Genomic DNA, 22029 nt, shown 5'->3' with positions numbered 1-22029 from the left:
GGGGTCAATGGCTGCCGGAGTGACCGAAGCCGCCGGCGCCGCGCTGGCTCTCGTCGAAGGACTCGACCAGCTCGAAGTGCGCCTGCACCACCGGCACCAGCACCAGCTGGGCGATGCGTTCGCCAATGGCGATCTTGAAAGCCGTCTGGCCGCGGTTCCAGCAGGAGACCATCAGCTCGCCCTGGTAATCCGAGTCGATCAGGCCGACCAGGTTGCCCAGCACGATACCGTGCTTGTGGCCCAGGCCCGAGCGCGGAAGGATCAGCGCAGCCAGGCCCGGATCGGCGACGTAAATGGACAGGCCGGTGGGGATCAGTACGGTCTGGCCCCGCTCGAGGACGCAGTCCTCCTTGAGCATGGCGCGCAGGTCGAGGCCGGCGGAACCGGGAGTGGCGTACTGCGGCAGCGGGAAGTCGCTGCCCAGGCGGGGATCGAGGATCTTGGCTTGCAGGGAATGCATTGAGTTCTCAGTGTTGATTGATGCGTTCGGCGATGAAGGCGATCAGCTGGCGGGCGATCTTGCCCTTGCTGGTCTGGGCGAACGCAGTCTTGTGCAATTCGCGGTCGATGACCGTGATGGCGTTCTCTTCACTATTGAAGCCGATGGACGGATTGGCGACGTCATTGGCGACGATCAGATCGAGATTCTTGTCCTTGAGCTTGCGCGAGGCGTACTCGAGCAGGTTCTCGGTCTCCGCGGCGAAGCCGACGCTGAAGGGCCGGTCCTCGCGCAGCGAGAGGGTGGCGAGAATGTCGGGATTGCGCACCAGCTGCAAGAGCAGGCCGTCACCGGTGGTGGGGTCTTTCTTGAGTTTCTGCGTGGCGACCAGTTCCGGGCGGTAGTCGGCCACGGCGGCGGAGGCGATCAGGATGTCCGCCGGCATCGCCGCTTCGCAGGCGGCGAGCATGTCGCGGGCGCTGACCACGTCGACGCGGCTCACGCGGTCGGGAGTGGGCAGGTGCACCGGGCCGGTCACCAGGGTCACGCGGGCGCCGGCTTCGGCAGCCGCTTCGGCCAGGGCGAAGCCCATCTTTCCGGAGCTGTGGTTGGTGATGTAGCGCACCGGGTCGATGTTTTCCTGGGTCGGCCCTGCGGTGATCAGGATGTGCTGGCCGGTCAGGGCCTTGAACTCGAAGCAGTCGGCGGCCAGTTGCGCCAGCTCTTCGGCCTCGAGCATGCGTCCCGGACCGACGTCGCCGCAGGCCTGGCTGCCGGCGGCGGGGCCGAAGAAGTGCAGGCCGCGCGAGCGCAGCAACTCGGCATTCACCTGGGTGGCCGGGTCGCGCCACATGGCCTGGTTCATCGCCGGCGCCAGCGCGACCTGCGCGTCGGTGGCGAGCACCAGGGTGGTCAGCAGGTCGTTGGCCACGCCCTGGGCCAGACGCGCCATGAGGTCGGCGGTGGCGGGGGCGATCAGCACCAGATCGGCCCAGCGGGCCAGCTCGATATGCCCCATGGCTGCTTCGGCGGCGGGGTCGAGCAGGTCCAGGTGCACCGGGTGGCCGGACAGGGCCTGGAGGGTGAGCGGGGTGATGAACTCGCGGCCGCCCTGGGTCATCACGACACGCACCTCGGCGCCCTGGTCGCGCAACCGGCGGACCAGTTCGGCGCTCTTGTAGGCGGCGATACCGCCACCGACGCCCAGAACGATGCGTTTACGATAGAGCCGCTGCATAGGCCAGCCTTAAATACGGAAATGGATGACGCGCGCTGAAGCCGATGACGCCTCCCCAGGCCTCCGGCCGCGCGCAGCGAGGGGGCTAAGATAGCACAGCGCCTGCGCCGGAACAGCGGGCGGACCAGACCTGGGAGGTTGCGTGAGAATTCTCGATTGGCCTGTGTCGGAGCGACCTCGGGAGCGCTTGCTGGAACAGGGGGCGGCGAGCCTGAGCGATGCCGAATTGCTGGCCATCTTCCTGCGCACCGGTGTCACCGGTTGCAGTGCCGTGGACCTCGCGCGCCGGCTGCTGGTCGAGTTCGGCAGCCTGCGCGCGCTGCTGGAAGCCGATCTCGAGGCGTTCTGCAGCCATCGCGGGCTGGGGCCGGCCAAGTTCACCCAGCTCCAGGCGGTGCTGGAGATGAGCCGCCGGCACCTGGCCGAGGACATGGATCGTGGCCCCGCCCTGGAAAGCCCGCAGGCGGTGCGCGACTTCCTCAAGGCGCGGCTGCGCCACGAACCCCACGAGGTGTTCGCCTGCCTGTTCATGGACAACCGCCACCGCATGCTGGACTTCGAGGTGCTGTTCCACGGCTCCATCGACAGCGCGAGCGTCTACCCCCGGCAGATCGTCAAGCGCGCCCTGGCGCACAACGCTGCCGCGCTGATCCTGGCGCACAACCACCCCTCCGGGATCGCCGAACCGAGCCAGTCCGACGACCTGCTGACCCGTCGCATCGTCCAGGCGCTGGCGCTGATCGATGTGCGGGTGCTCGATCACTTCATCGTCGGTGACGGCGAGCCGCAATCCATGGCCGAGCTGGGGATGCTCTAGCTCCGGTGCGCTACAGCTGCACCTTCGAATAGTCCTGGCGACCGAAGGGGTTCACTACGTAGCCCTTCACGTTCTGGCGGGTCAGCGCCGAGGCAGTCGGGTGCGCCAGCGGCAGCCACAGCGCCTGGTCGTGGATGATCTGCTGCGCCTGGTGATACAGCTCGCTGCGCTTGGCCTGGTCGGCCACCGCCTTGCCCTGGCTGATCAGGCCGTCGAGCTTCTCGTCGCAGTAGCGCGCGAAATTCAGCCCGGATTTCACGCTGGCGCAGGAGAATTGCGGGGTGAGGAAGTTGTCCGGGTCGCCGTTGTCGCCGGCCCAGCCCATGAACAGCAGGTCATGCTCGCCGGCCTTGGCGCGGCGGATCAGCTCGCCCCATTCGATCACGCGGATTTCGGCCTGGATGCCTATCTGCGCCAGGTCCGCCTGCAGCAGCTGTGCGCCGACGCTGGGGTTGGGATTGAGCAGGCTGCCGGAAGGGCGGGTCCAGATGGTGGTCTTGAAGCCGTCCTTGTGCCCGGCCTCGGCCAGCAGCGCGCGGGCCTTGTCCAGGTCGCGCGGGTAGCCGGGGATGTCCTTGGCATAGCTCCAGGTGTTGGGCGGGTAGACGCCGTCGGCGGCGGTGGCGCTGCCGGCGAACACGCTCTTCAGGTAGCTGCCCTTGTCGAAAGCGAGGTTGATCGCCTGGCGCACCTTGGGATTGTCCAGCGGCGGGTGCTGGCTGTTGATGCCGACGAAGGCGGTCATGAAGGCCGGGGTCTGTTCGACCTTGAGTTCGGCGCTCTTCTGCGCCGCCTCGACGTCCAGCGGCTTGGGCGACAGGGCGATCTGGCATTCGCCGCGCTTGAGCTTCTGCAGGCGCACGCTGGCGTCCGGGGTGATGGCGAACACCAGGTTATCCACAGCCGGCTTGCCGCCGAAGTACTCGGCGTTGGCGATATAGCGCACCACGGCGTCTTTCTGGAAGCGCTTGAAGACGAAGGGACCGGTGCCGATCGGCTGGGCGTTGAGCTTCTCCGGGGTACCGGCCTTCATCAGATGGTCGGCGTACTCGGCGGAGTAGATGGAGGCGAAGCCCATGCTGAGCATCGCCAGGAAGGTGGCGTCCGGGTGGTTGAGGCTGAAACGCACGTGGTGCTCATCGACCTTCTCCACGGCCTTGACCAGGCTTGGCAGCTGCATCGACTGGGCGTGGGGGAAGCCGCTCTGCGCGACCTTGTGCCAGGGTTGGGCCGGGTCGAGCATGCGCTGGAAGCTGAACACCACGTCGTCGGCGCCCAGTGCGCGGCTCGGCTTGAAGTAGTCGGTGTGGTGGAAGGCCACGCCGTCGCGCAGCTGGAAGTCGTAGGTCAGGCCATCGTCGGAGACTTTCCAGCTTTCGGCCAGGCTCGGCACCACTTCGCCGCGGGCGGCGTCGAAGTCCACCAGGCGGTTCATCAGCACGTCGGCCGAGGCGTTGGTGGTGGTCAGCGAGTTGTACTGGACCACGTCGAAGCCTTCGGGGCTGGCTTCGGTGCACACGCTCAGCGAGGCGGCGCTGGCGAGGGCAGGGGAAAGAAGGAGGGCAAGAAGGGCAAGACGCATGACGAACTCCGTGTGAGCTGGCAAGATGCCCATCCGCGAGGCTGGGCGGGGTCATGCAAGGCTGTTGGCAGCCTCGAAGGAGCTACCCTAGACCAAGCCGCCGCCCGTCACAACGATGACAGGCGACGAACGGCACCAGTGCCGCGGCCCGCGGGGGCTGGCATCGGCTTTTTCGAGTCATGCTTTCCCTTGCAGCTGGAAGTGTCTTTCTGATATAAAGCTGCGCTCTTTTCTGGGGCCCTGCTCTGATCCTGCGACTCGATCGCGGCGAAGCGGCAGTTAAGACCCCGGTGAAACTGAGAATCCTATTGAGTTAAGCAGCCAACCCATGCCGGGTTTGGCATGTGGTTTACAGAGGGCTGAGCCATGTCGAGAGTTTGCCAAGTGACCGGTAAGGGTCCGGTTACCGGGAACAACATTTCCCACGCACACAACAAAACCCGCCGCCGTTTCCTGCCGAACCTGCAGCACCACCGTTTCTGGGTTGAATCCGAGAAGCGCTTCGTGCGTCTGCGCGTTTCCGCCAAAGGCATGCGTATCATCGACAAGCGTGGCATCGAGGCCGTTCTGAACGACCTGCGCGCCCGCGGCGAAAAATTCTAAGGAGCTGCAGTCATGCGCGAACTGATCCGTTTGGTGTCCAGCGCCGGTACCGGCCACTTCTACACCACCGACAAGAACAAGCGTACCAAGCCTGAGAAAATCGAGATCAAGAAGTACGATCCGGTTGTTCGCAAGCACGTGATCTACAAGGAAGCCAAGATCAAGTAATTGATCTTCGCCCTTGTGAAGAAACCCGCCCTTCGTGGCGGGTTTTTTCTTGCCCGCGATTTCCTTGCGAAGATCGCGGACGAAAAAAAGCCCGCCGATCGGCGGGCTTTTTGGTGTTCGGGGGATCAGGCCTTCTGTTCGAAGATCACGTAGACCTTGCGGCAGGGCTCCAGCACTTCCCAGGTGCCGCTGAAGCCGGCCGGGATGACGAAGCGGTCGCCGACGCGCACGGTCTTGGCGCCGCCATTGGCGTCGCGGATCACCGACACGCCCTGGAGAATCTCGCAGTACTCGTGCTCGGTGTAGCTGACATTCCAGTGGCCCGGCTCGCCTTCCCAGATGCCCACGTTGAACTGGCCGCAGTCGCTGGCGTAGTGGTTGCGCACGTTCTGCGCCGGGTCGCCCTTGATGATGCGGTCCGGGGCGGGGCGGTAGTGCTCGGGGGCGGTGGTGGCCTGGGCGAAATCGACGATCTGCTCGACGTTCATGGCGGTCTCGGTTCTTTAGAGTTGTTGGCGAGAGTGCGTGCGGGCACGCGCAGCGCTGTTGGATATTTACTCCGAAGCGGCTGTCGGAAAACCATCAGCCGACGAATCAGGGCAGTCTATGTTTAATAAAACGAACGTGACAAGGCCATTTGGCCGCTTAGTGTAAAAAATATTGAAAATTGGCGGCCTCCGGTTTAGGGTTGCCAACAGCATGCGTTTGCTCCGCCTTGCGGAATTTTTGACAGCGCGCCCGCCGGGCGCCTGCACCTGATAAGTACATTAATAAGAGGACACGTTGTCATGGGTACCCTTACTCGCGCCGATTGGGAAGCTCGCGCCAAGGACCTGAAGATCGAAGGCCGCGCCTTCGTCAACGGTGAATATGTCGACGCCGCATCCGGCGCCACCTTCGATTGCATCAGCCCCGTGGATGGCCGCTTCCTGGCCAAGGTCGCCAGCTGCGACCTGGCCGATGCCGAAAGTGCCGTGCAGGTCGCCCGTGCCGCCTTCGATTCCGGCTCCTGGTCGCGCCTGGCCCCGGCCAAGCGCAAGAAGGTCATGATCCGCTTCTCCGAGCTGCTGCTGGAGAACGCCGAGGAACTGGCCCTGCTGGAAACCCTCGACATGGGCAAGCCCATCAGCGACTCGCTGAGCATCGACGTGTCCAGCGCCGCCAACAGCCTGCGCTGGAGCGGTGAAGCGATCGACAAGATCTACGACGAAGTGGCCGCCACCGCCCACAACGAACTGGGCCTGGTTACCCGCGAGCCGGTCGGCGTTGTCGCTGCCATCGTGCCGTGGAACTTCCCGCTGCTGATGACCTGCTGGAAACTCGGCCCGGCGCTGTCCACCGGTAACTCGGTGATCCTCAAGCCTTCCGAGAAGTCCCCGCTGACCGGCATCCGTATCGCCCAGCTGGCCATCGAGGCCGGCATCCCGAAAGGCGTATTCAACGTCCTGCCGGGCTTCGGCCACACCGTCGGCAAGGCCCTGGCCCTGCACATGGACGTCGACACCCTGGTGTTCACCGGTTCGACCAAGATCGCCAAGCAGCTGATGGTCTACGCCGGCGAATCCAACATGAAGCGCGTCTGGCTGGAAGCCGGTGGCAAGAGCCCGAACATCGTCTTCGCCGATGCTCCGGACCTGAAAGCCGCTGCTGAAGCTGCCGCCAGCGCCATCGCCTTCAACCAGGGCGAAGTCTGCACCGCCGGCTCGCGCCTGCTGGTGGAGAAGTCGATCAAGGCCGAGTTCGTGCCGATGGTCGTCGAAGCCATCAAGGCCTGGAAACCGGGCAACCCGCTGGACCCGGAAACCAACGTCGGTGCGCTGGTCGACACCACCCAGATGAACAACGTGCTGAGCTACATCCAGGCTGGCCACGACGACGGCGCCAAGCTGGTGGCCGGCGGCAAGCGCACTCTGGAAGAGACTGGCGGCACCTACGTCGAGCCGACCATCTTCGACGGCGTGACCAACGCCATGCGCATCGCCCGTGAAGAGATCTTCGGCCCGGTGCTGTCGGTCATCGAGTTCACCGATGCCGAAGAAGCCGTGCGCATCGCCAACGACACCCCGTACGGCCTGGCCGCCGCGGTGTGGACCAGCGATCTGTCCAAGGCTCACCTGACCGCCAAGGCACTGCGTGCCGGCAGCGTGTGGGTGAACCAGTACGACGGCGGCGACATGACCGCTCCGTTCGGTGGCTTCAAGCAGTCCGGCAACGGCCGCGACAAGTCGCTGCACGCGTTCGACAAGTACACCGAACTGAAGGCTACCTGGATCAAACTCTGATCCTCGGCTGAGGCAGGTCGGCCCCGAGTCAGGGGCCGACTCTGACAAAGAGCCACACCCGCGGCCGGGTTTCCCTCAGGGAAGCCCGGCCGCTGTGCATTGCGCATCGGGCACCCCTCGCGCCTGGCGTGCGCTCCGGATGGAACGGGAGAAAGACAATGCGTTGGGGACCGTATTTTGCTGTGTGTGCTGCCGTCATCAGCATCGGTCTGGCCCTGGGCCTGACCATGCCGCTGGTCTCGTTGCGCCTGGAAGGCTGGGGCTATGGCAACTTCGCCATCGGCGTCATGGCGTCCACCCCGGCCGTGGGCGTGCTGCTGGGCGCGATGATCGCCGGGCGCCTCGCGGCGCGGGTCGGCACGCCACGGCTGATGCGCCTGTGCCTGCTGTCCGGAGCCTTCTCGGTCGGCCTGCTGGCGCTGTTGCAGAGCTACCCGATCTGGTTGTTCCTGCGCCTGCTGATCGGCGTGCAACTGACTGTCGTGTTCATCCTCGGAGAAAGCTGGATCAACCAGCTGGCCATCGAGAAATGGCGCGGCCGCCTGGTCGCTCTGTATGGCACCGGCTATGCACTGAGCCAGCTGTCCGGCCCGGTGCTGCTGACGTTCATAGGCACCGCCGACAACCGCGGCTTCTGGTTCAGCGTCTGCCTGCTGGTGGGCGGCTCCCTGCTGCTGCTCGGCCGTACCGGCGCGCCCAGGGTCGACCCGCACAGCGCCAATGGGCGCGGGCTGTTCGCCTTCTGCGGCCAGCTCCCGGCGATCGCCTGGGCGGTGGTGCTGTTCGCCGGCTTCGAGGCGATGATCCTCACCCTGCTGCCGGTCTACGGCATCCAGCAGGGCTTCACCCAGGCGGTAGCGCTGGCGATGGTCAGCACGGTGGTGGTCGGCGATGCGCTGCTGCAGCTGCCCATCGGCTGGCTGGCCGATCGCATCTCGCGGCAGACGCTGTTCAAGGGCTGCGGCATCGTACTGTGCGCGAGCAGCCTGGCCATGCCGCCACTGCTCCACCACATCGCCATCTGGCCGGTGCTGGTGCTGTTCGGCGCCAGTGCGGGCGGGCTGTTCACCCTATCGTTGATCCTTATTGGCGAGCGCTATCGCGACGATGCGCTGGTGCGCGCCAACTCACACATCGCCCAGCTCTGGGGCATCGGTTGCCTGATCGGGCCGCTGGCCACCGGAGCGGCCAGCCAGTGGATCAGCGGCCATGCGCTGCCGCTGGTGATGGCGCTGGGGGCGGTCGGCTTCGTGATCCTGGTGAGCCTGCGCGGGTTGCCGCCGGTGATGCGTTCGACTGACGCCGAGCTGCAGCAGGAGCGCTCCTAGAGCATCTTCTCCAGCCCGATGGCGCCGGCGATCCATGCGTTGAGCCGACGCCAGGCGTTGCCCGGTTCGCGGTCCAGCGCCACCAGCTTGCCGCCGCGCTCCTCGATCCAGACCAGCTTTGGCGGGTCACTGTTGGGGGCAACCTTCACCTGGTAGCTGACGCTCGGCGACATGCTCGCCAGCGCCAGGCGGCGTACCTGGTCGGCCAGTTCCGGGCTGTCGACGATGATGCCGACCTCGGTGTTCCACAGCACCGAGCGCGGGTCGAAGTTCAGCGAGCCGACGAACACCTTCCGCTGGTCGAACACCGCTGCCTTGCTGTGCAGGCTGGCGCTGCTAGACCCGCGCACCATCCAAGGTGCGCCGGACAGACGTTGGTCCGGATCGGCGCGCAGTTCGTAGAGCTTCACCCCGTGCTCCAGCAGCTCCAATCGATAGGGCGCATAGCCGGCGTGCACGGCCGGCACATCAGTCGCCTCCAGTGAATTGGTCAGCAGGCGCACGCTGACGCCGCTGTCGGCGCGCTGGGTCAGGTAGTCGACCCCGGCGCTGGTCGGTACGAAGTAGGCCGAGACCAGGATCAGCTCCTTCGACACCCCGTCGAACAGCGGCTGCAGCTGGGTGCTGAGCAGGTACTCGCCCTTCGGATCGCCGTGGTCGAGGACTTTCAGTGGGGTGTCCCAGACTGCCTTGCCCGGCGCCCAGACCAGTTCGTCCAGCCAGTTCTGCAGGTGAGGGCGGTCGCTGTTGCGGTTGAGCCGGGCAATGTAGCTGGAGCTCTTCACCCGCTCCTTCGCCAGGTAGTGGTCCAGCTTGCGGCGCATGCGGTTGAGCTCGTCGAGGTCCGGGTCACCCCACAGGTAGTCCTCGATGGGCCGGCTGATGCGGCTGTTCCAGTACTGGTCGAAGCTCTGCCCCAGCGACTGCGCCACCGGGCCGACGCCCATCAGGTCGAGGTCGCTGAAGTTCATCTCGGCCTTGGCGTCGAAGTACTCGTCGCCCAGGTTGCGGCCGCCGACGATGGCCACGCTGTTGTCCGCCAGCAGCAGCTTGTTGTGCATCCGCCGGTGCTGTTCGGAGAGGTTGAACAGCCGCCCGAGGTTGCGCGTGACGCCGGTGCTGCGGCCCAGGTGCAGCGGGTTGAACAGGCGCACCTGGATGTTCGGGTGGGCGGCGAGCGTGCCCAGCTCGTAGTCCCAGCCGTCGCTGCTGGTGTCGTCGATCAGGATGCGCACGCGCACGCCGCGGTCCGCCGCGTGCAGCAGCTCGCGGATCAGCGCGCGGGTGGTGAGGCCGTCGTGGACGATGTAGTACTGCACGTCGAGGCTGCGCTGGGCCTTGCGGATCAGCTCGGCGCGGGCGAGGAAGGCGTCGACGCTGGAGGCCAGCAGGTGGAAGCCGGATTGCCCGGGATGGGCGGCGGCCTGTTCGCTGATCTGGTTGTCCAGCCGGGTGCCCTGCACCGGCAGCACGTGCGAAGGCTCGGGCGGCGGCGCGCTGGCGCAGCCACCCAGGGCCAGCAGGATCAGCAGGAACAGGCGTGGAAGCAAGGATGAGTCTCCGACAAGCCCGCCGGTGACGGGCTGCGGAAGATTCTAGCCGGTGGATCGCGCAGGCGGTCAGCCGCCGAAGGTTTCCTTGAAGCGGTACCAGGCCATCCCCAAGGCCAGCAGTGGCGAGCGCAGCAGCTTGCCGCCGGGGAAGGTGATGTGCGGCACCTTGGCGAACAGCTCGAAGCCGCTGCCCTGCTGGGCGGTGATGGCTTCGGCGAGCAGCTTGCCGGCCAGGTGCGTGGCGTTCACCCCGTGGCCGGCGTAGGCCTGGGCGAAATACACATTGGGCTGGTCGGGCAGGCGGCCGATCTGCGGCAGGCGGTTGGCGCCGATGCCGATCATGCCGCCCCACTGGTAGTCGATGCGCACGTTTTCCAGGTGCGGGAATACCTTGAGCATCTTCGGTCGCATGTAGGCGGCGATGTCCGCCGGGTCGCGCCCGGAGTAGTGGCAGGCACCGCCGAACAGCAGGCGGTTGTCGGCGGAGAGCCGGTAGTAGTCCAGCGCCACGCGCTGGTCGCACACGGCCATGTTCTGCGGCAGCAGGGCGCGGGCCTGTTCCGCGGACAGCGGTTCGGTGGCGATCACGTAGCTGCCGGCGGGCAGAACCTTGCCGTCGAGGTAGGGGTTCAGGCCGTTCTGGTAGGCATTGCAGGCGATCACCAGGGACTTGGCGCGCACGCTGCCCTGGGCGGTGCGCACGCGTACTTCGCTGCCGTAGTCGATGCCGGTGACGGCGGAGTTCTCGAACAGCCTCACGCCCAGGCTCTGCGCCGCGGCAGCTTCGCCCAGGGCCAGGTTGAGCGGGTGCAGGTGGCCCGAGCCCATGTCCACCATGCCGCCGACGTACTGGTCGGAGCCGACGATGGAGCGCATCTGATCCTGCGGGATCATGCGCAGTTCGTGGCGATAGCCGAGGCTTTTCAGCTCGTCGAAATCTTCCTGGAAGCCTTCGACGTCCGAGGGCTTGTTGGCCAGGTCGCAGTAGCCCCAGGTCAGGTCGCAGTCGATGGCGTATTTTTCGACACGCTGGCGGACGATCTCCACCGCTTCCAGGCCCATCAGCTTCATGGCGTGCACGCCAGCGGCGCCCACTGCCGGCTCGAACTGCTCCAGGCCGTGGCCGACGCCGCGGATCAACTGGCCGCCGTTGCGACCGCTGGCGCCCCAGCCGATCTGATGCGCTTCCAGCAGGATCACCGAGAGCCCGCGCTCGGCCAGTTCGATGGCCGTGTTCAGCCCGGAGAAACCACCGCCGATGATGCACACGTCGGCCTTTTCCTCGCCCGCCAGGGGCGGTACTTCGAGGCGGCGATTGACGCTCGCGGCGTAGTAGGACGGGGCGTGGCGGTCGGTGTGCACCGGCTGGTGAACGCGGGCGTTCATGTGCGATATCCTGATTTTTGTGTTGTTAAAATTTTACGCAGGATAAACGCCGACTTCCCGCGCAGCCAATAGCCGCACGGGAAAAAACGCCGGGAAGTCGTAAATAAATCTGTTGAGCTTGCCGCGAACGGCGGGGAATCAGCCGGCTATTCAGTCAGGAATGGGCAGGGTGAGGCTTTCCTTCACCTCTTCCATCACGATGTAGCTCTTGGATTCGCGCACGTGGGGCAGCTTGAGCAGGATGTCGCCCAGCAGCTTGCGGTAGGAGGCCATCTCGGAGATGCGCGCCTTCACCAGGTAGTCGAAGTGGCCTGACACCAGGTGGCACTCCAGCACATGGGGCAGCTTGAGCACCGAGCGGCGGAAGTCCTCGAAGGTGTCGCCGGACTTGTAGTCCAGGCTGATCTCGACGAACACCAGCAGGCTGGCCTTGAGGTACTGCGGATTCAGCCGGGCGTTGTAGCCCATGATGATTCCCTCGCGCTCCAGCCGGCGCACGCGCTCGGTGCACGGCGTGGTGGAGAGGCCGACGCGCTCGCCCAGTTCGGTGAAGGAGATGCGGCCTTCCTCCTGCAGGATGCGCAGGATGTTGCGGTCGATCTTGTCCAGTTCGCGGCGGCTTTGATGCTGGGTTCTCATGGGTATGACTCTGAAGTCGAGCGATGAGCTTTGGGGGAATGTCGGCAATATAGTCGGTTGTGCAGGGAATATCACTGGCAACCCTTGAACTTCCCGCGTTGGACGGCCAGCCTGTAGGCCAACGCTTCGGTCTTTTGGGACGAAGTCGGTCATTTTTTGCAGAGGCTTTCGCATGTCGCTTCCCCGCCTGCGCACCGTTCTCCTGCTGCTGTTGCTGCTTCTGGCAATGGCGGCCGGCGCGGCGTGGCTGGCGGTTCCGCGCCTGCTGGCGAGTGCCGGGGTCAGCGTCGAGCAGTGGCAGGGGCTGGGCATTTCCCGCGAGGGTCTGACGCTGCAGCGCCTGGCCCTTCAGCGGCAGACACCGGATGGCGCGCGCCTGGCGATCCAGTTGCAGGACCTGCGCGTCGGCTGGCCCGAGCATGAAGACGGGCGCTGGCGCCTGAAGGAGCTGGCTGCCCGCAGCATCGACATCCGCCAGTGGCCGGGGCAGGGCGCGCCGGAAGCAGATGCCGGGCTGCCGGAGATCACCCAGCTCAACCGCTGGCTGGCTCTGCTGCCCGGACGGCTGGCGCTGGAGCGCGTCGCCGTCGAATTGCCCTGCGCCCGCGAGCAACGCTGCACGCTCAATGGCAGCGCGCACTGGCAGCAGATCCAGGGCGGCGCCGCCGCACTGGGCGGCGAGCTGCGCCAGGGCGGACAGCAACTGGCATTCAACGGCCTGCTGCAACCGGGTGATGGTCAGTGGCGCCTGCACCTGGACAGCTACCTGGACAACGAGCCGCTGCTTTCCCTGGATTCCAGCTGGGCGCCGACCAGCCGCCAGCTCAGCGGCAACATTGCCAGCCCCGCCGTGCCACCGGTGCAGGCGGTGCGCAACTGGCTGGGCATGTGGTTGCCGACACCGAACCTGCCGTTGCCGATCCCCGAGGCCGGGCGCCTGCGCCTGAGCTGGGACACCCAGCTGGCCGGCGACGCCGCCTGGCCGGACTGGCCGGGCCTGCGCGATGGACGCGGCAGCATCGATCTCTCCCTGCAGCTACCGCAGCCCTGGCCGCTGCCGGGTGCGGGCAACCTGCAGGGTGATCTGCGGCTGATCGCCAGTGCGACCGATATCGGCTGGCGGCCCTCGGTGGTCAGCGGCGACCTGCGCCTTTCCGATCTCTACGGCGACTGGCTGCAGGCGCTGCCGGTCGGCCTGCGCCCGGCGCGCCTGACCCTGCACCTGGAGCCCGGTGTAGAAGAGGAAGTCGGCAGCGTGCGCGCCGATCTGCGTGCGGTGGGGGCCGCCGACCTGCGCCTGCGCTCCCGCGTGGCCTTGCTGGAGGCGACCCCGCTGGCGCTGCAACTGAGTGATGCGCGGCTGGAAGGGAAGATCCCGCACCTGGAGCTGGCCGGCCTGCGCGGCGACAACAGTCGCATCGACCTGAGCTTCGACGGCCGGATCGATCAGCAGTCGGCGAGTTTCAATCTGGCCGATGGCGCACAGTTGCAAGTCGGCACGCTGACCGGAGCGCAGTCGCTGAAGGCCAGCAAGCTTGCCGCCACGCTGGGTAAAGGCGCGCTGAACCTGGGGTACGCCAGTGACCTGCGGGCCACCCTGCAACTCGATGCCCCGCTGAAACTGGCCGTGGGCGAGTTGCGCCAGCCCCACGTCAAACCGCTGTCCTGGAATGCCATGGGCACACTGGCGGCGAGCCTCGACGCCCAGCAGTTCAAGGGCCGGCTGCTCAACAGCGGTGGTCTGAATGCCGAGGTCGACCTGGGTAACTCGGCGAAGCAGGGTGTTGCCCTGGTCGCGCGGCAGCCGGAGTTCTTCCTGCGCACCGGCAACCCGCTGGAGAAGTCCCTGGGCGACTGGCCGGGGCTGCTCAGCCTGAACAATGGCAAGGCGAGCTTCGACCTGAATTGGCGCCTGCCACCGGGCGCCGCTGCGCAGAGCCTCGACCTGAACCTGCGCGGCAGCGGGCTGGAGGGCGTCTACGATCGCAGCGAGGTGCATGGCCTCGACCTGCAGGCGAAGTTCGCCCTGAAGGGCTCGCAGCTGCAGCTGCAGCTGCCGCAGGTAAGAGTCGCCACGCTGAACCCCGGCGTCACCCTCGGCCCGCTGTCCCTGCAGGGTAATTACAAGGCCTCGCTGGCGGCGCCGCTGGCGGGCCGGGTCGACTGGCAGCAGGCGGAGCTGGGACTGTTCAAGGGTCGCGCCTGGCTGCCGGCCGGGGCCGTGGATCTTTCTGCACTGGGGCAGGGTCTTACCCTGAAGCTGGAGGGGCTGGCCCTGGAGGCGATCCTCGCGGCCTATCCGGCGGAGGGCCTTTCCGGCAACGGCATCATCGACGGCAACCTGCCGCTGGGTCTGCACGAGGGCAAGCTGGTGATCCGCAATGGCGAAGTGGCCGCGCGGCAACCCGGCGTGCTGCAGTTCCGTTCGCCGAAGATCCAGTCGCTGGGCCAGAGCAACCCGGCCATGCAACTGGTGGCCACCGCCATCGACGACTTCCGCTACGACAAGCTCAGCAGCCGCGTGGATTATGATGAATCCGGCAAGCTGCTCCTCGCCCTGAGCCTGAGCGGGCGCAATCCCGAACTGGAGCAGGGCCGGCCGATCAACCTCAACGTCAACCTGGAGGAGAACGTGCCCAAGCTGCTCACCAGCCTGCAACTGAGCGACCGGGTCAGCGACACCATCCGCAAGCGCGTGCAGGAACGCCTGCGCAACGACCCGGCCGCCGCGCCATGACCGCAAGGAGAACCTGAAATGCGCCTCCGCGCCCTATTCGCCCTACTGCTCCTGGCAGGCCTTGCCCAGGGCTGCACGCCCACCGTGCAGCTGGCAGCGCCCAAGGAGCCGATCAACATCAACCTCAACGTGAAGATCGAGCACGAGATCTATATCAAGGTCGACAAGGCGCTCGACGGCATCATCAACGAGAACAGTGGCCTGTTCTGAGAAGGAGCCTTTGCATGAGATTGCACCGCAAACTGGGCGTCGCGCTGGTCGCCCTCTGCCTGAGCCTGCCGGTCATGGCCATGAGCCTGGAGCAGGCGATGTCCGCGCTGGGCAGCGCCAAGTCCCAGGGGCTGGTCGGCGAGCAGGCCGACGGATACCTCGGCGTCGTGAAGAACGGCGGTGATGCCGCCGATGTCGCCGCGCAGATCAACGCCGCGCGCCGCGCCGAGTACCAGAAAGTCGCCAGCCAGAGTGGCGCCACCCTCAAGGACGTGGAATCCCTGGCCGGCAAGAAGGCCATCGAGCGTACGCCGTCGGGGCAGTACGTACAGGTCAATGGTCAGTGGGTGCGCAAGTAAGCCTGCCAAGGGGATTTCCCTGCCTGTCGCCGCTTGTCGGGGCAGGCGGGAACGGTCCGCCCGATAGCAGGTAAATCCCGTCCGCCATGAGGCCGGCGCGAGAAGTTCTGGCCGATCCCCTTCCGTTCGCTATTTCCTCTGGATCTGGTGAAATTTTCGCCAGATACTCGACCATCCGGTCTCGGGTAAAAAAGCGCTATTACTGGTGGATGTCCCTCCGTGAAAGCGACTTTTGCCAGGAATTTTCGTCAAAACACGCATCGCAATCAGTGAATATCGCTGAGCCTGACTTCCTATACTGCGCGCATCTACGTTCAGAATAAGAAACGTCCGCGCCCTCGGCGCGACGTAGGAGGCAAAGATGCGCGTTCTGGTGCTTGGCAGCGGTGTGATCGGTACCGCCAGTGCTTACTATCTCGCCCGTGCCGGCTTCGAAGTGGTCGTCGTCGACCGCCAGCCCGGCCCGGCCCTTGAAACCAGCTTCGCCAACGCCGGCCAGGTGTCCCCTGGCTACGCCTCGCCCTGGGCTGCCCCGGGCATCCCGCTCAAGGCCATGAAATGGCTGATGCAGACCCACGCCCCGCTGGCCATCAAGCTGACCGGCGACCCCAGCCAGTACACCTGGATGTGGCAGATGCTGCGCAACTGCAACGCCAAGAGCTACGCGGTGAACAAGGAGCGCATGGTCCGCCTGTCCGAGTACAGCCGCGACTGCCTCGATGAACTGCGTGCCGAGACCGGCATCACCTACGAAGGCCGCTCCCTGGGTACCACCCAGCTGTTCCGCACCCAGGCCCAGCTGGACTCCGCTGCCAAGGACATCGCCGTCCTGGAAAGCACCGGCGTGCCCTATGAAGTGCTGGATCGCGCCGGCATCGCCCGCGTCGAGCCGGCCCTGGCCAAGGTGGCCGACAAGCTGGTCGGCGCCCTGCGCCTGCCCAACGACCAGACCGGCGACTGCCAGATGTTCACCACCAAGCTGGCCGAGATGGCCAAGGCCCTGGGCGTGGAGTTCCGCTTCGGCCAGGACATCCAGCGCCTGGACTTCGCCGGCGACCGCATCAACGGCGTCTGGGTCGATGGCCAACTGGTCACCGCCGACCGCTACGTGCTGGCGCTGGGCAGCTACTCGCCGCAGATGCTCAAGCCGCTGGGTATCGACGCCCCGGTCTACCCGCTCAAGGGCTACTCGCTGACCGTGCCGATCACCAACCCGGACATGGCGCCGACCTCGACCATCCTCGACGAGACCTACAAGGTTGCGATCACCCGCTTCGACCAGCGCATCCGCGTCGGCGGCATGGCGGAAATCGCCGGCTTCGACCTGTCGCTGAACCCGCGTCGCCGCGCCACCCTGGAAATGATCACCACCGACCTCTACCCGGAAGGCGGCGACGTCAGCCAGGCGGAGTTCTGGACCGGCCTGCGCCCGGCCACCCCGGACGGCACCCCGATCGTCGGCGCCACCCGCTATCGCAACCTGTTCCTCAACACCGGCCACGGCACCCTGGGCTGGACCATGGCTTGCGGCTCGGGCCGCTACCTCGCCGACCTGATGGCCAAGAAGCGCCCGCAGATCAGCACCGAAGGCCTGGACATCTCCCGCTACGGCTCTGCCTCGGAGGCCCACGATGGCCATCCTGCGCCTGCACACTAACCAGCGGATGAGCCAGGTCGTCGTCCACAATGGCACGGTGTACCTCGCCGGCCAGGTGGCGGACGACCTCTCCGCCGGTGTCGAGCAACCGACCCGCGAAGTCCTCGCCAGCGTCGAGCGCCTGCTCGAAGAAGCCGGCACCGACAAATCGCGGGTGCTCTCGGCAACCATCTACCTGAAAGACGTCGCCGCCGACTTCGCCGGCATGAACGGCGTCTGGGACCAGTGGGTCCCGCAGGGCTGCGCCCCGGCGCGCGCCACCGTCCAGGCGGCGCTGTGCTACCCGGAGATCCTCGTCGAGGTCTCCATCGTCGCCGCACTGCCCTGATCGTTTTGCGTGGCCCGGCCGGAGCGCCGGGTTTTTTTCGTCCGTCGTTTCTGCTCCACACACCATAAGAGAGCCTCGCCATGCGTCCCGCCCGTGCCCTGATCGACCTCGCCGCCCTGCGCCACAACTACCGCCTGGCCCGTGAAGTGACCGGCGCTCGAGCGCTGGCAGTGGTCAAGGCCGATGCCTATGGCCATGGCGCGGTGGTCTGTGCCCGTGCGCTGGAGGCTGAAGCCGATGGCTTCGCCGTGGCCTGCATCGAGGAAGCGCTGGAACTGCGCGAAGCCGGCATCCGCGCGCCGATCCTGCTGCTCGAAGGCTTCTTCGAAGCCAGCGAGCTGGAACTGATCGACGCCCATGACTTCTGGTGCGTAGTCCACTCGGCCTGGCAGCTGGAAGCCATCGAGCGCGCCCGTCCGAGCAAGCCGCTGACCGTCTGGCTGAAGATGGACTCGGGCATGCACCGCGTCGGCTTCTTCCCGCAGGACTACGCCGCCGCGCTGGCGCGCCTGGAGGCGCTGCCGCACGTGGCCAAGGTCGTGCTGATGAGCCACTTCTCCCGCGCCGACGAGCTGGACTGCGCGCGCACCGAGGAGCAGGTCGCCGCCTTCCAGGCCGTGCGCGAAGCCGCAGGCCAGGGCCACGAGATCAGCCTGCGCAACTCTCCCGGCATCCTCGGCTGGTCCGATGTGCCCAGCGACTGGGTGCGCCCCGGCATAATGCTCTACGGCGCTACCCCCTTCGAACAGGCGCACCCGCTGGCTGACCAGCTGCGCCCGGTAATGACCCTGGAATCCCAGGTCATCAGCATCCGCGAACTGCCAGCCGGCGAGCCGGTGGGCTATGGCGCGCGCTTCATCGCCGACCGCCCGGTACGCGTCGGGGTGGTCGCCATGGGTTACGCCGACGGCTATCCGCGCCATGCGCCGGACGGCACGCCGGTGTTCATCGACGGCAAGCCCAGCCGCATCATCGGTCGCGTGTCCATGGACATGCTCACCGTGGACCTGACCGACCTGCCCAGCGCAGGCCTGGGCAGCCGCGTGGAACTCTGGGGCCCGAGCGTGCCCGCCAGCCAGCTCGCTGCCCTGTGCGGCAGCATCCCCTATCAGCTGTTCTGCAACCTCAAGCGCGTCCCGCGGGTCTACGCAGGCGAGTGACGGATACCGCCCGTAAAGTTTGCGCAGGATCGGCGGGCGATCTGTTGTAAATACTGAACGGTGTTGCCATGATACGTGGCACTTGGAACCCGCTCGGCTCAAGCCGTTGCGGGTTCTGCCTTTCAGAGCCTGCCTGATCACAAGAATAAGGAGGACCCCACCCTTGGACGTCGGTGCTCGTCTGCAAGCCATCCGTAAGCTCAAAGGTTTGTCCCAGCGCGAACTCGCCAAACGGGCGGGTGTTACCAACAGCACAATCTCGATGATCGAGAAGAACAGCGTCAGCCCCTCCATCAGCTCGCTGAAGAAAGTGCTGGGTGGTATTCCGATGTCCCTCGTGGAGTTCTTCTCCCTGGACCTGGAACAGAGCAGCAACACTCCTGTGGTCTACAAGGCAGACGAACTCAGCGACCTGTCCAGCGGCTCGATCATCATGAAGCTGATCGGCAAGGACTACCCCAGCCGCGCCATCACCCTGCTCGACGAGACCTACCCGCCAGGCTCCGACACCGGTGACGACATGTACGCCCACGAAGGCGAAGAGACCGGCGTACTGGTCGAAGGTCGCCTGGAGCTGACCGTCGGCGACGAGACCTTCGTCCTCGAATGCGGTGACAGCTACTATTTCGACAGCACCAAGCCGCACCGCTTCCGCAATCCGTTCGAAGCCCCGGCGCGGCTGATCAGCGCGACCACACCGGCAAATTTTTGAACAGCCGGTAGGACCGGCCAGATCAGCTGCGACCTAATGCCGCAAACGCCGGCTAGGTGGCGCAATTGTTTCGAGCTTCCCGGCTTTGCCGTTATACTTGCGCCCGCTCGCGCGGCCCGAGACTGTGACTGCACCGCGACCGGGCGTGATAAGCCACGATGAGGGTGAAAGGGTGAACCTGATTAGAAAAATCCTGGCAGCCCAAGCTGCCGTACTGGCCCTGTGGGCAGTGAGCGTTCAGGCCGCGACCAACGATGACGCCATTGCCAAGCGTCTCGAACCTGTCGGCAAAGTCTGCGTCCAGGGCAAGGAATGCGAAGGCGTTGGCGCCGTAGCTTCTGCCGGTGGTGGCGGTGCTCCGCGTTCGGGTGAAGAGATTGTCGGCAAGGTCTGCACCAACTGCCACGGCAGCGGCCTGCTGGGCGCGCCGAAAGTCGGCGACAAGGCTGACTGGGGCAAGCGTGCGAAAGAGCAGGGCGGCCTCGACGGCCTGCTGGCCAAGGCCATCTCGGGTGTCAACGCCATGCCGCCCAAGGGCACTTGCGCTGATTGCTCCGATGACGAGCTGAAAGCTGCGATTCACCACATGTCCGGCCTGTAATAGCCGACCTGTGCGAAAAGCCGCCCAAGGGCGGCTTTTTCATGCCCGCGATTTGTCACCTGGTGCGTCGCGGGAGCAACTTCTGCGCAAAGCCGGTCCAAACTCCTGTCGTTGAAACGAACCAGGAGGGATGCCCGGTGCAATCCTGCTCGATCGAAACTGCCGTCGAAGAACTGCTGCAACGCCTGGACGGGCACATCCGCCTCGGCCTGCCGCTCGGGCTGGGCAAGCCCAACCAGCTGGCCAACGCGCTGTACCGGCACATCCGCGAGAACCCGCGCCGACAGCTGACGCTCTATACCGCGCTGTCACTCGGCCGTCCGCAGGCCGGCGGCGAGCTGCAGCGGCGCTTCCTCGAACCCTTCGTCGAGCGCATCTACGGCGACTACCCCGAGCTCGACTACCTGCACGATCTGCGCAGCGGCAGCCTGCCGGAGAACATCCGCGTCGAGGAGTTCTACCTGCAGCCCGGCAGCCTGCTGGACAGCGCCCCGGCGCAGCAGAACTACATCAGCTGCAACTACAGCCACGTGGCGCGCGATATCAACGCCAAGGGCGTCAACGCCGTTGCCCAACTGGTGGCCCGCGACCCGGCGCGACCGGGCAAGCTCAGCCTGGCCTGCAACCCGGACATCACCCTCGACCTGCTGCCAATGCTGCAGCGTCGCCGCGCGGCCGGCGAAACCATCGTCACCCTCGGCGTGGTCCACGACCAGTTGCCCTACATGCCCGGCGACGCCGAGGTGGACGAGGACTTCTTCGACCTGCTGGTGGATGCGCCGGGCGACAGCAGCACGCTGTTCTCCACGCCCAACCTGCCGGTTGGCCTGCAGGACCATTGCATCGGCCTGCACGCCAGTGCTCTGGTGCGCGATGGCGGCACGTTGCAGATCGGCATCGGCTCCATGGGCGACGCCCTGACCTCGGCGCTGCTCACCCGCCAGCGCGACAATGACGGTTACCGCGCGCTGCTCGACGGCCTCGACTCTACCGCCCGGCACGCCGGGTTGATCGAGCGCGACGGCGGCCTCGGCGAGTTCGAACAGGGCCTGTATGGCTGCAGCGAAATGTTCGTTCCCGGCCTGCTGGCGCTGGCCGAGGCAGGCGTGCTCAACCGGCGGGTCGCGGCACGGCCGGGCTCGTCGCCCAGCGAACCGGGCGTCTGGCTGCATGGCGGCTTCTTCCTCGGCCCGCAGGCCTTCTACCGACGCCTGCGCGAAATGCCTCGCGAGGAACTGGCCGGAATCGGCATGACCGGCATCGGCTTCGTCAACAACCTCTACCGCGACGAGGAGCTCAAGCGTGAGCAGCGCCGCGACGCGCGTTTCATCAACAGCGCCTTCACCGTCACCCTGCTGGGCGCTGGCGTGGCCGACCAACTGGAGGACGGCCGCGTGCTCAGCGGCGTCGGCGGGCAGTACAACTTCGTCGCCCAGGCCCATGAGCTGGAGGGCGGGCGCTCGATCCTGATGCTGCGCAGCTGGCGCGAATCCGAAGGCGAGCTGAGCTCCAACATTGTCTGGAGCTACGGCCACACCACCATCCCCCGGCACCTGCGCGACATGGTGGTGACCGAGTACGGCGTGGCCGACCTGCGTGGCAGGAACGACGCCGAAGTGATCGCCGCGCTGCTGGCCATCGCCGACTCGCGCTTCCAGGACGAGCTGATCGCCCAGGCCCAGGAAGCCGGCAAGCTGCCGAAGGATTTCGAACTGGACGAGCGCTACCGCAACAACACCCCGGAGCGCCTGCGCGAAGCGACCCGGGGGTTGCGCCAGTTATTGCCGGAATTCCCGCTGGGCTGCGACTTCACCGAGCACGAGCGCGACCTGCTGCGAGCGTTGGGCTGGCTGAAGAGCAAACTGCGCCTGAGCGAGATTCTCGAACTGGGCAAGGCGACCCTGGACGCGCCGGAGCCGGAGGCTTTCCCGGAGCATCTAGAGCGCATGGGGCTGGCGAAGCCGGCGGGTTTGCGTGAGGAGTTGTACCAGCGCCTGGTGCTGGCTGGCCTGAAAGCCAGCGCCGAGCAGTCGTCGTAGGGGCGGACCTTGTCCGCGAATCCATCCCGACGCACAGCCGCCTGCCGGAGGATCGCGGATAAGATCCGCTCCTGCGTGGAAGTCCTGCGCAAGGGGCAGTTTCGTAGGGCGAATAACGCGCCAGCGTTATCCGCCGCGAAGGCACTGGCGGATAACCTGTTCCAGGTTATGCGCCCTACGTCTGGGGCCCAG

General features: G+C 66.1%; 21 protein-coding genes. 14 read left to right on the top strand and 7 right to left on the bottom strand.

The features are described 5' to 3' along the window. Positions 1–4 precede the first annotated feature (4 nt). Together dut and coaBC are read right to left on the bottom strand one after the other, a co-directional pair. The gene (dut, locus tag IB261_RS29105) at positions 5–460 is read right to left on the bottom strand and encodes a dUTP diphosphatase (protein ID WP_192383597.1); all 456 of its coding nucleotides are present in this window, start codon (positions 458–460) and stop codon (positions 5–7) included. 7 nt (positions 461–467) lie between these two features. Further along, positions 468–1676 (bottom strand): bifunctional phosphopantothenoylcysteine decarboxylase/phosphopantothenate--cysteine ligase CoaBC, encoded by a 1209-nt coding sequence (gene coaBC, locus IB261_RS29100; RefSeq protein WP_045217692.1) that lies wholly within the window; start codon positions 1674–1676, stop codon positions 468–470. Between the two features lie 142 nt (positions 1677–1818). On the opposite strand from coaBC, the gene radC reads away from it, so the two are divergent. Beyond that, on the top strand, positions 1819–2493 hold the full coding sequence (radC, locus tag IB261_RS29095) for a RadC family protein (RefSeq protein ID WP_192383598.1): 675 nt from the start codon (positions 1819–1821) through the stop codon (positions 2491–2493). A 10-nt stretch (positions 2494–2503) separates the two neighbouring features. On the opposite strand, the gene IB261_RS29090 is transcribed toward radC, so the two are convergent. After that, a complete protein-coding gene (locus IB261_RS29090; protein WP_192383599.1) occupies positions 2504–4075 on the bottom strand; it encodes an ABC transporter substrate-binding protein in 1572 nt (523 codons plus the stop codon). Between the two features lie 366 nt (positions 4076–4441). On the opposite strand from IB261_RS29090, the gene rpmB reads away from it, so the two are divergent. Together rpmB and rpmG are read left to right on the top strand one after the other, a co-directional pair. Further along, positions 4442–4678, top strand: coding sequence for a 50S ribosomal protein L28 (gene rpmB / locus IB261_RS29085; RefSeq protein WP_009614118.1), 237 nt, complete (start codon positions 4442–4444; stop codon positions 4676–4678). 12 nt (positions 4679–4690) lie between these two features. Next, the gene (gene rpmG, locus IB261_RS29080) at positions 4691–4846 is read left to right on the top strand and encodes a 50S ribosomal protein L33 (protein ID WP_017520721.1); all 156 of its coding nucleotides are present in this window, start codon (positions 4691–4693) and stop codon (positions 4844–4846) included. A gap of 125 nt (positions 4847–4971) precedes the next feature. On the opposite strand, the gene IB261_RS29075 is transcribed toward rpmG, so the two are convergent. Further along, a complete protein-coding gene (locus tag IB261_RS29075) occupies positions 4972–5334 on the bottom strand; it encodes a cupin domain-containing protein (protein WP_024762072.1) in 363 nt (120 codons plus the stop codon). A 300-nt stretch (positions 5335–5634) separates the two neighbouring features. Between IB261_RS29075 and IB261_RS29070 the strand changes: the two genes are divergently transcribed. Both IB261_RS29070 and IB261_RS29065 read left to right on the top strand, forming a co-directional pair. Next, a complete protein-coding gene (locus IB261_RS29070; RefSeq protein ID WP_045217682.1) occupies positions 5635–7128 on the top strand; it encodes an aldehyde dehydrogenase in 1494 nt (497 codons plus the stop codon). 158 nt (positions 7129–7286) lie between these two features. Beyond that, positions 7287–8456, top strand: coding sequence for an MFS transporter (locus IB261_RS29065; protein ID WP_192225075.1), 1170 nt, complete (start codon positions 7287–7289; stop codon positions 8454–8456). Here the strand turns inward: IB261_RS29065 and IB261_RS29060 are convergent. From IB261_RS29060 to dadR, 3 genes are all read right to left on the bottom strand, one after another. Beyond that, positions 8453–10006 (bottom strand): phospholipase D family protein, encoded by a 1554-nt coding sequence (locus IB261_RS29060; protein WP_081515161.1) that lies wholly within the window; start codon positions 10004–10006, stop codon positions 8453–8455. The genes IB261_RS29065 and IB261_RS29060 overlap by 4 nt on opposite strands. A gap of 69 nt (positions 10007–10075) precedes the next feature. Next, a complete protein-coding gene (locus tag IB261_RS29055) occupies positions 10076–11395 on the bottom strand; it encodes an NAD(P)/FAD-dependent oxidoreductase (RefSeq protein WP_081515162.1) in 1320 nt (439 codons plus the stop codon). Positions 11396–11545: 150 nt separating this feature from the next. Beyond that, positions 11546–12034 carry a transcriptional regulator DadR gene (gene dadR / locus IB261_RS29050; protein WP_015479539.1) on the bottom strand — a complete coding sequence of 163 codons (489 nt, stop codon included), beginning with the start codon at positions 12032–12034 and terminating at the stop codon, positions 11546–11548. Positions 12035–12206: 172 nt separating this feature from the next. Here dadR and IB261_RS29045 point away from each other — a divergent pair, with 172 nt between their 5' ends. The 9 genes from IB261_RS29045 (at position 12207) to IB261_RS29005 (ending at position 21837) form a co-directional block, all read left to right on the top strand. Beyond that, positions 12207–14771 carry an intermembrane phospholipid transport YdbH family protein gene (locus IB261_RS29045; protein WP_192383600.1) on the top strand — a complete coding sequence of 855 codons (2565 nt, stop codon included), beginning with the start codon at positions 12207–12209 and terminating at the stop codon, positions 14769–14771. Positions 14772–14789: 18 nt separating this feature from the next. After that, positions 14790–14981, top strand: a complete 192-nt coding sequence (locus IB261_RS29040) for a YnbE family lipoprotein (RefSeq protein ID WP_081515164.1) — start codon at positions 14790–14792, stop codon at positions 14979–14981. A 14-nt stretch (positions 14982–14995) separates the two neighbouring features. Next, the gene (locus tag IB261_RS29035; protein ID WP_081515165.1) at positions 14996–15340 is read left to right on the top strand and encodes a YdbL family probable chaperone protein; all 345 of its coding nucleotides are present in this window, start codon (positions 14996–14998) and stop codon (positions 15338–15340) included. Between the two features lie 361 nt (positions 15341–15701). After that, positions 15702–16997 (top strand): D-amino acid dehydrogenase, encoded by a 1296-nt coding sequence (gene dadA, locus IB261_RS29030; protein ID WP_045217668.1) that lies wholly within the window; start codon positions 15702–15704, stop codon positions 16995–16997. Then, entirely contained in the window at positions 16972–17325 is a 354-nt protein-coding gene (locus tag IB261_RS29025; RefSeq protein ID WP_192383601.1) for a RidA family protein, read from the top strand. The genes dadA and IB261_RS29025 overlap by 26 nt, the downstream gene beginning before the upstream one ends. 80 nt (positions 17326–17405) lie before the next feature. Beyond that, the gene (alr, locus tag IB261_RS29020) at positions 17406–18485 is read left to right on the top strand and encodes an alanine racemase (RefSeq protein WP_192383602.1); all 1080 of its coding nucleotides are present in this window, start codon (positions 17406–17408) and stop codon (positions 18483–18485) included. Between the two features lie 163 nt (positions 18486–18648). After that, entirely contained in the window at positions 18649–19197 is a 549-nt protein-coding gene (locus IB261_RS29015) for a cupin domain-containing protein (RefSeq protein ID WP_024762080.1), read from the top strand. Between the two features lie 172 nt (positions 19198–19369). Further along, positions 19370–19798 carry a c-type cytochrome gene (locus IB261_RS29010; protein WP_081515168.1) on the top strand — a complete coding sequence of 143 codons (429 nt, stop codon included), beginning with the start codon at positions 19370–19372 and terminating at the stop codon, positions 19796–19798. A 197-nt stretch (positions 19799–19995) separates the two neighbouring features. Then, positions 19996–21837 carry an acetyl-CoA hydrolase/transferase C-terminal domain-containing protein gene (locus IB261_RS29005; protein WP_318653092.1) on the top strand — a complete coding sequence of 614 codons (1842 nt, stop codon included), beginning with the start codon at positions 19996–19998 and terminating at the stop codon, positions 21835–21837. The last annotated feature ends 192 nt before the right edge of the window (positions 21838–22029 follow it).

The organism is Pseudomonas sp. PDM20, from assembly GCF_014852575.3.
Classification (GTDB): domain Bacteria; phylum Pseudomonadota; class Gammaproteobacteria; order Pseudomonadales; family Pseudomonadaceae; genus Pseudomonas.
This window is presented reverse-complemented; position numbering and strand designations above follow the sequence as displayed.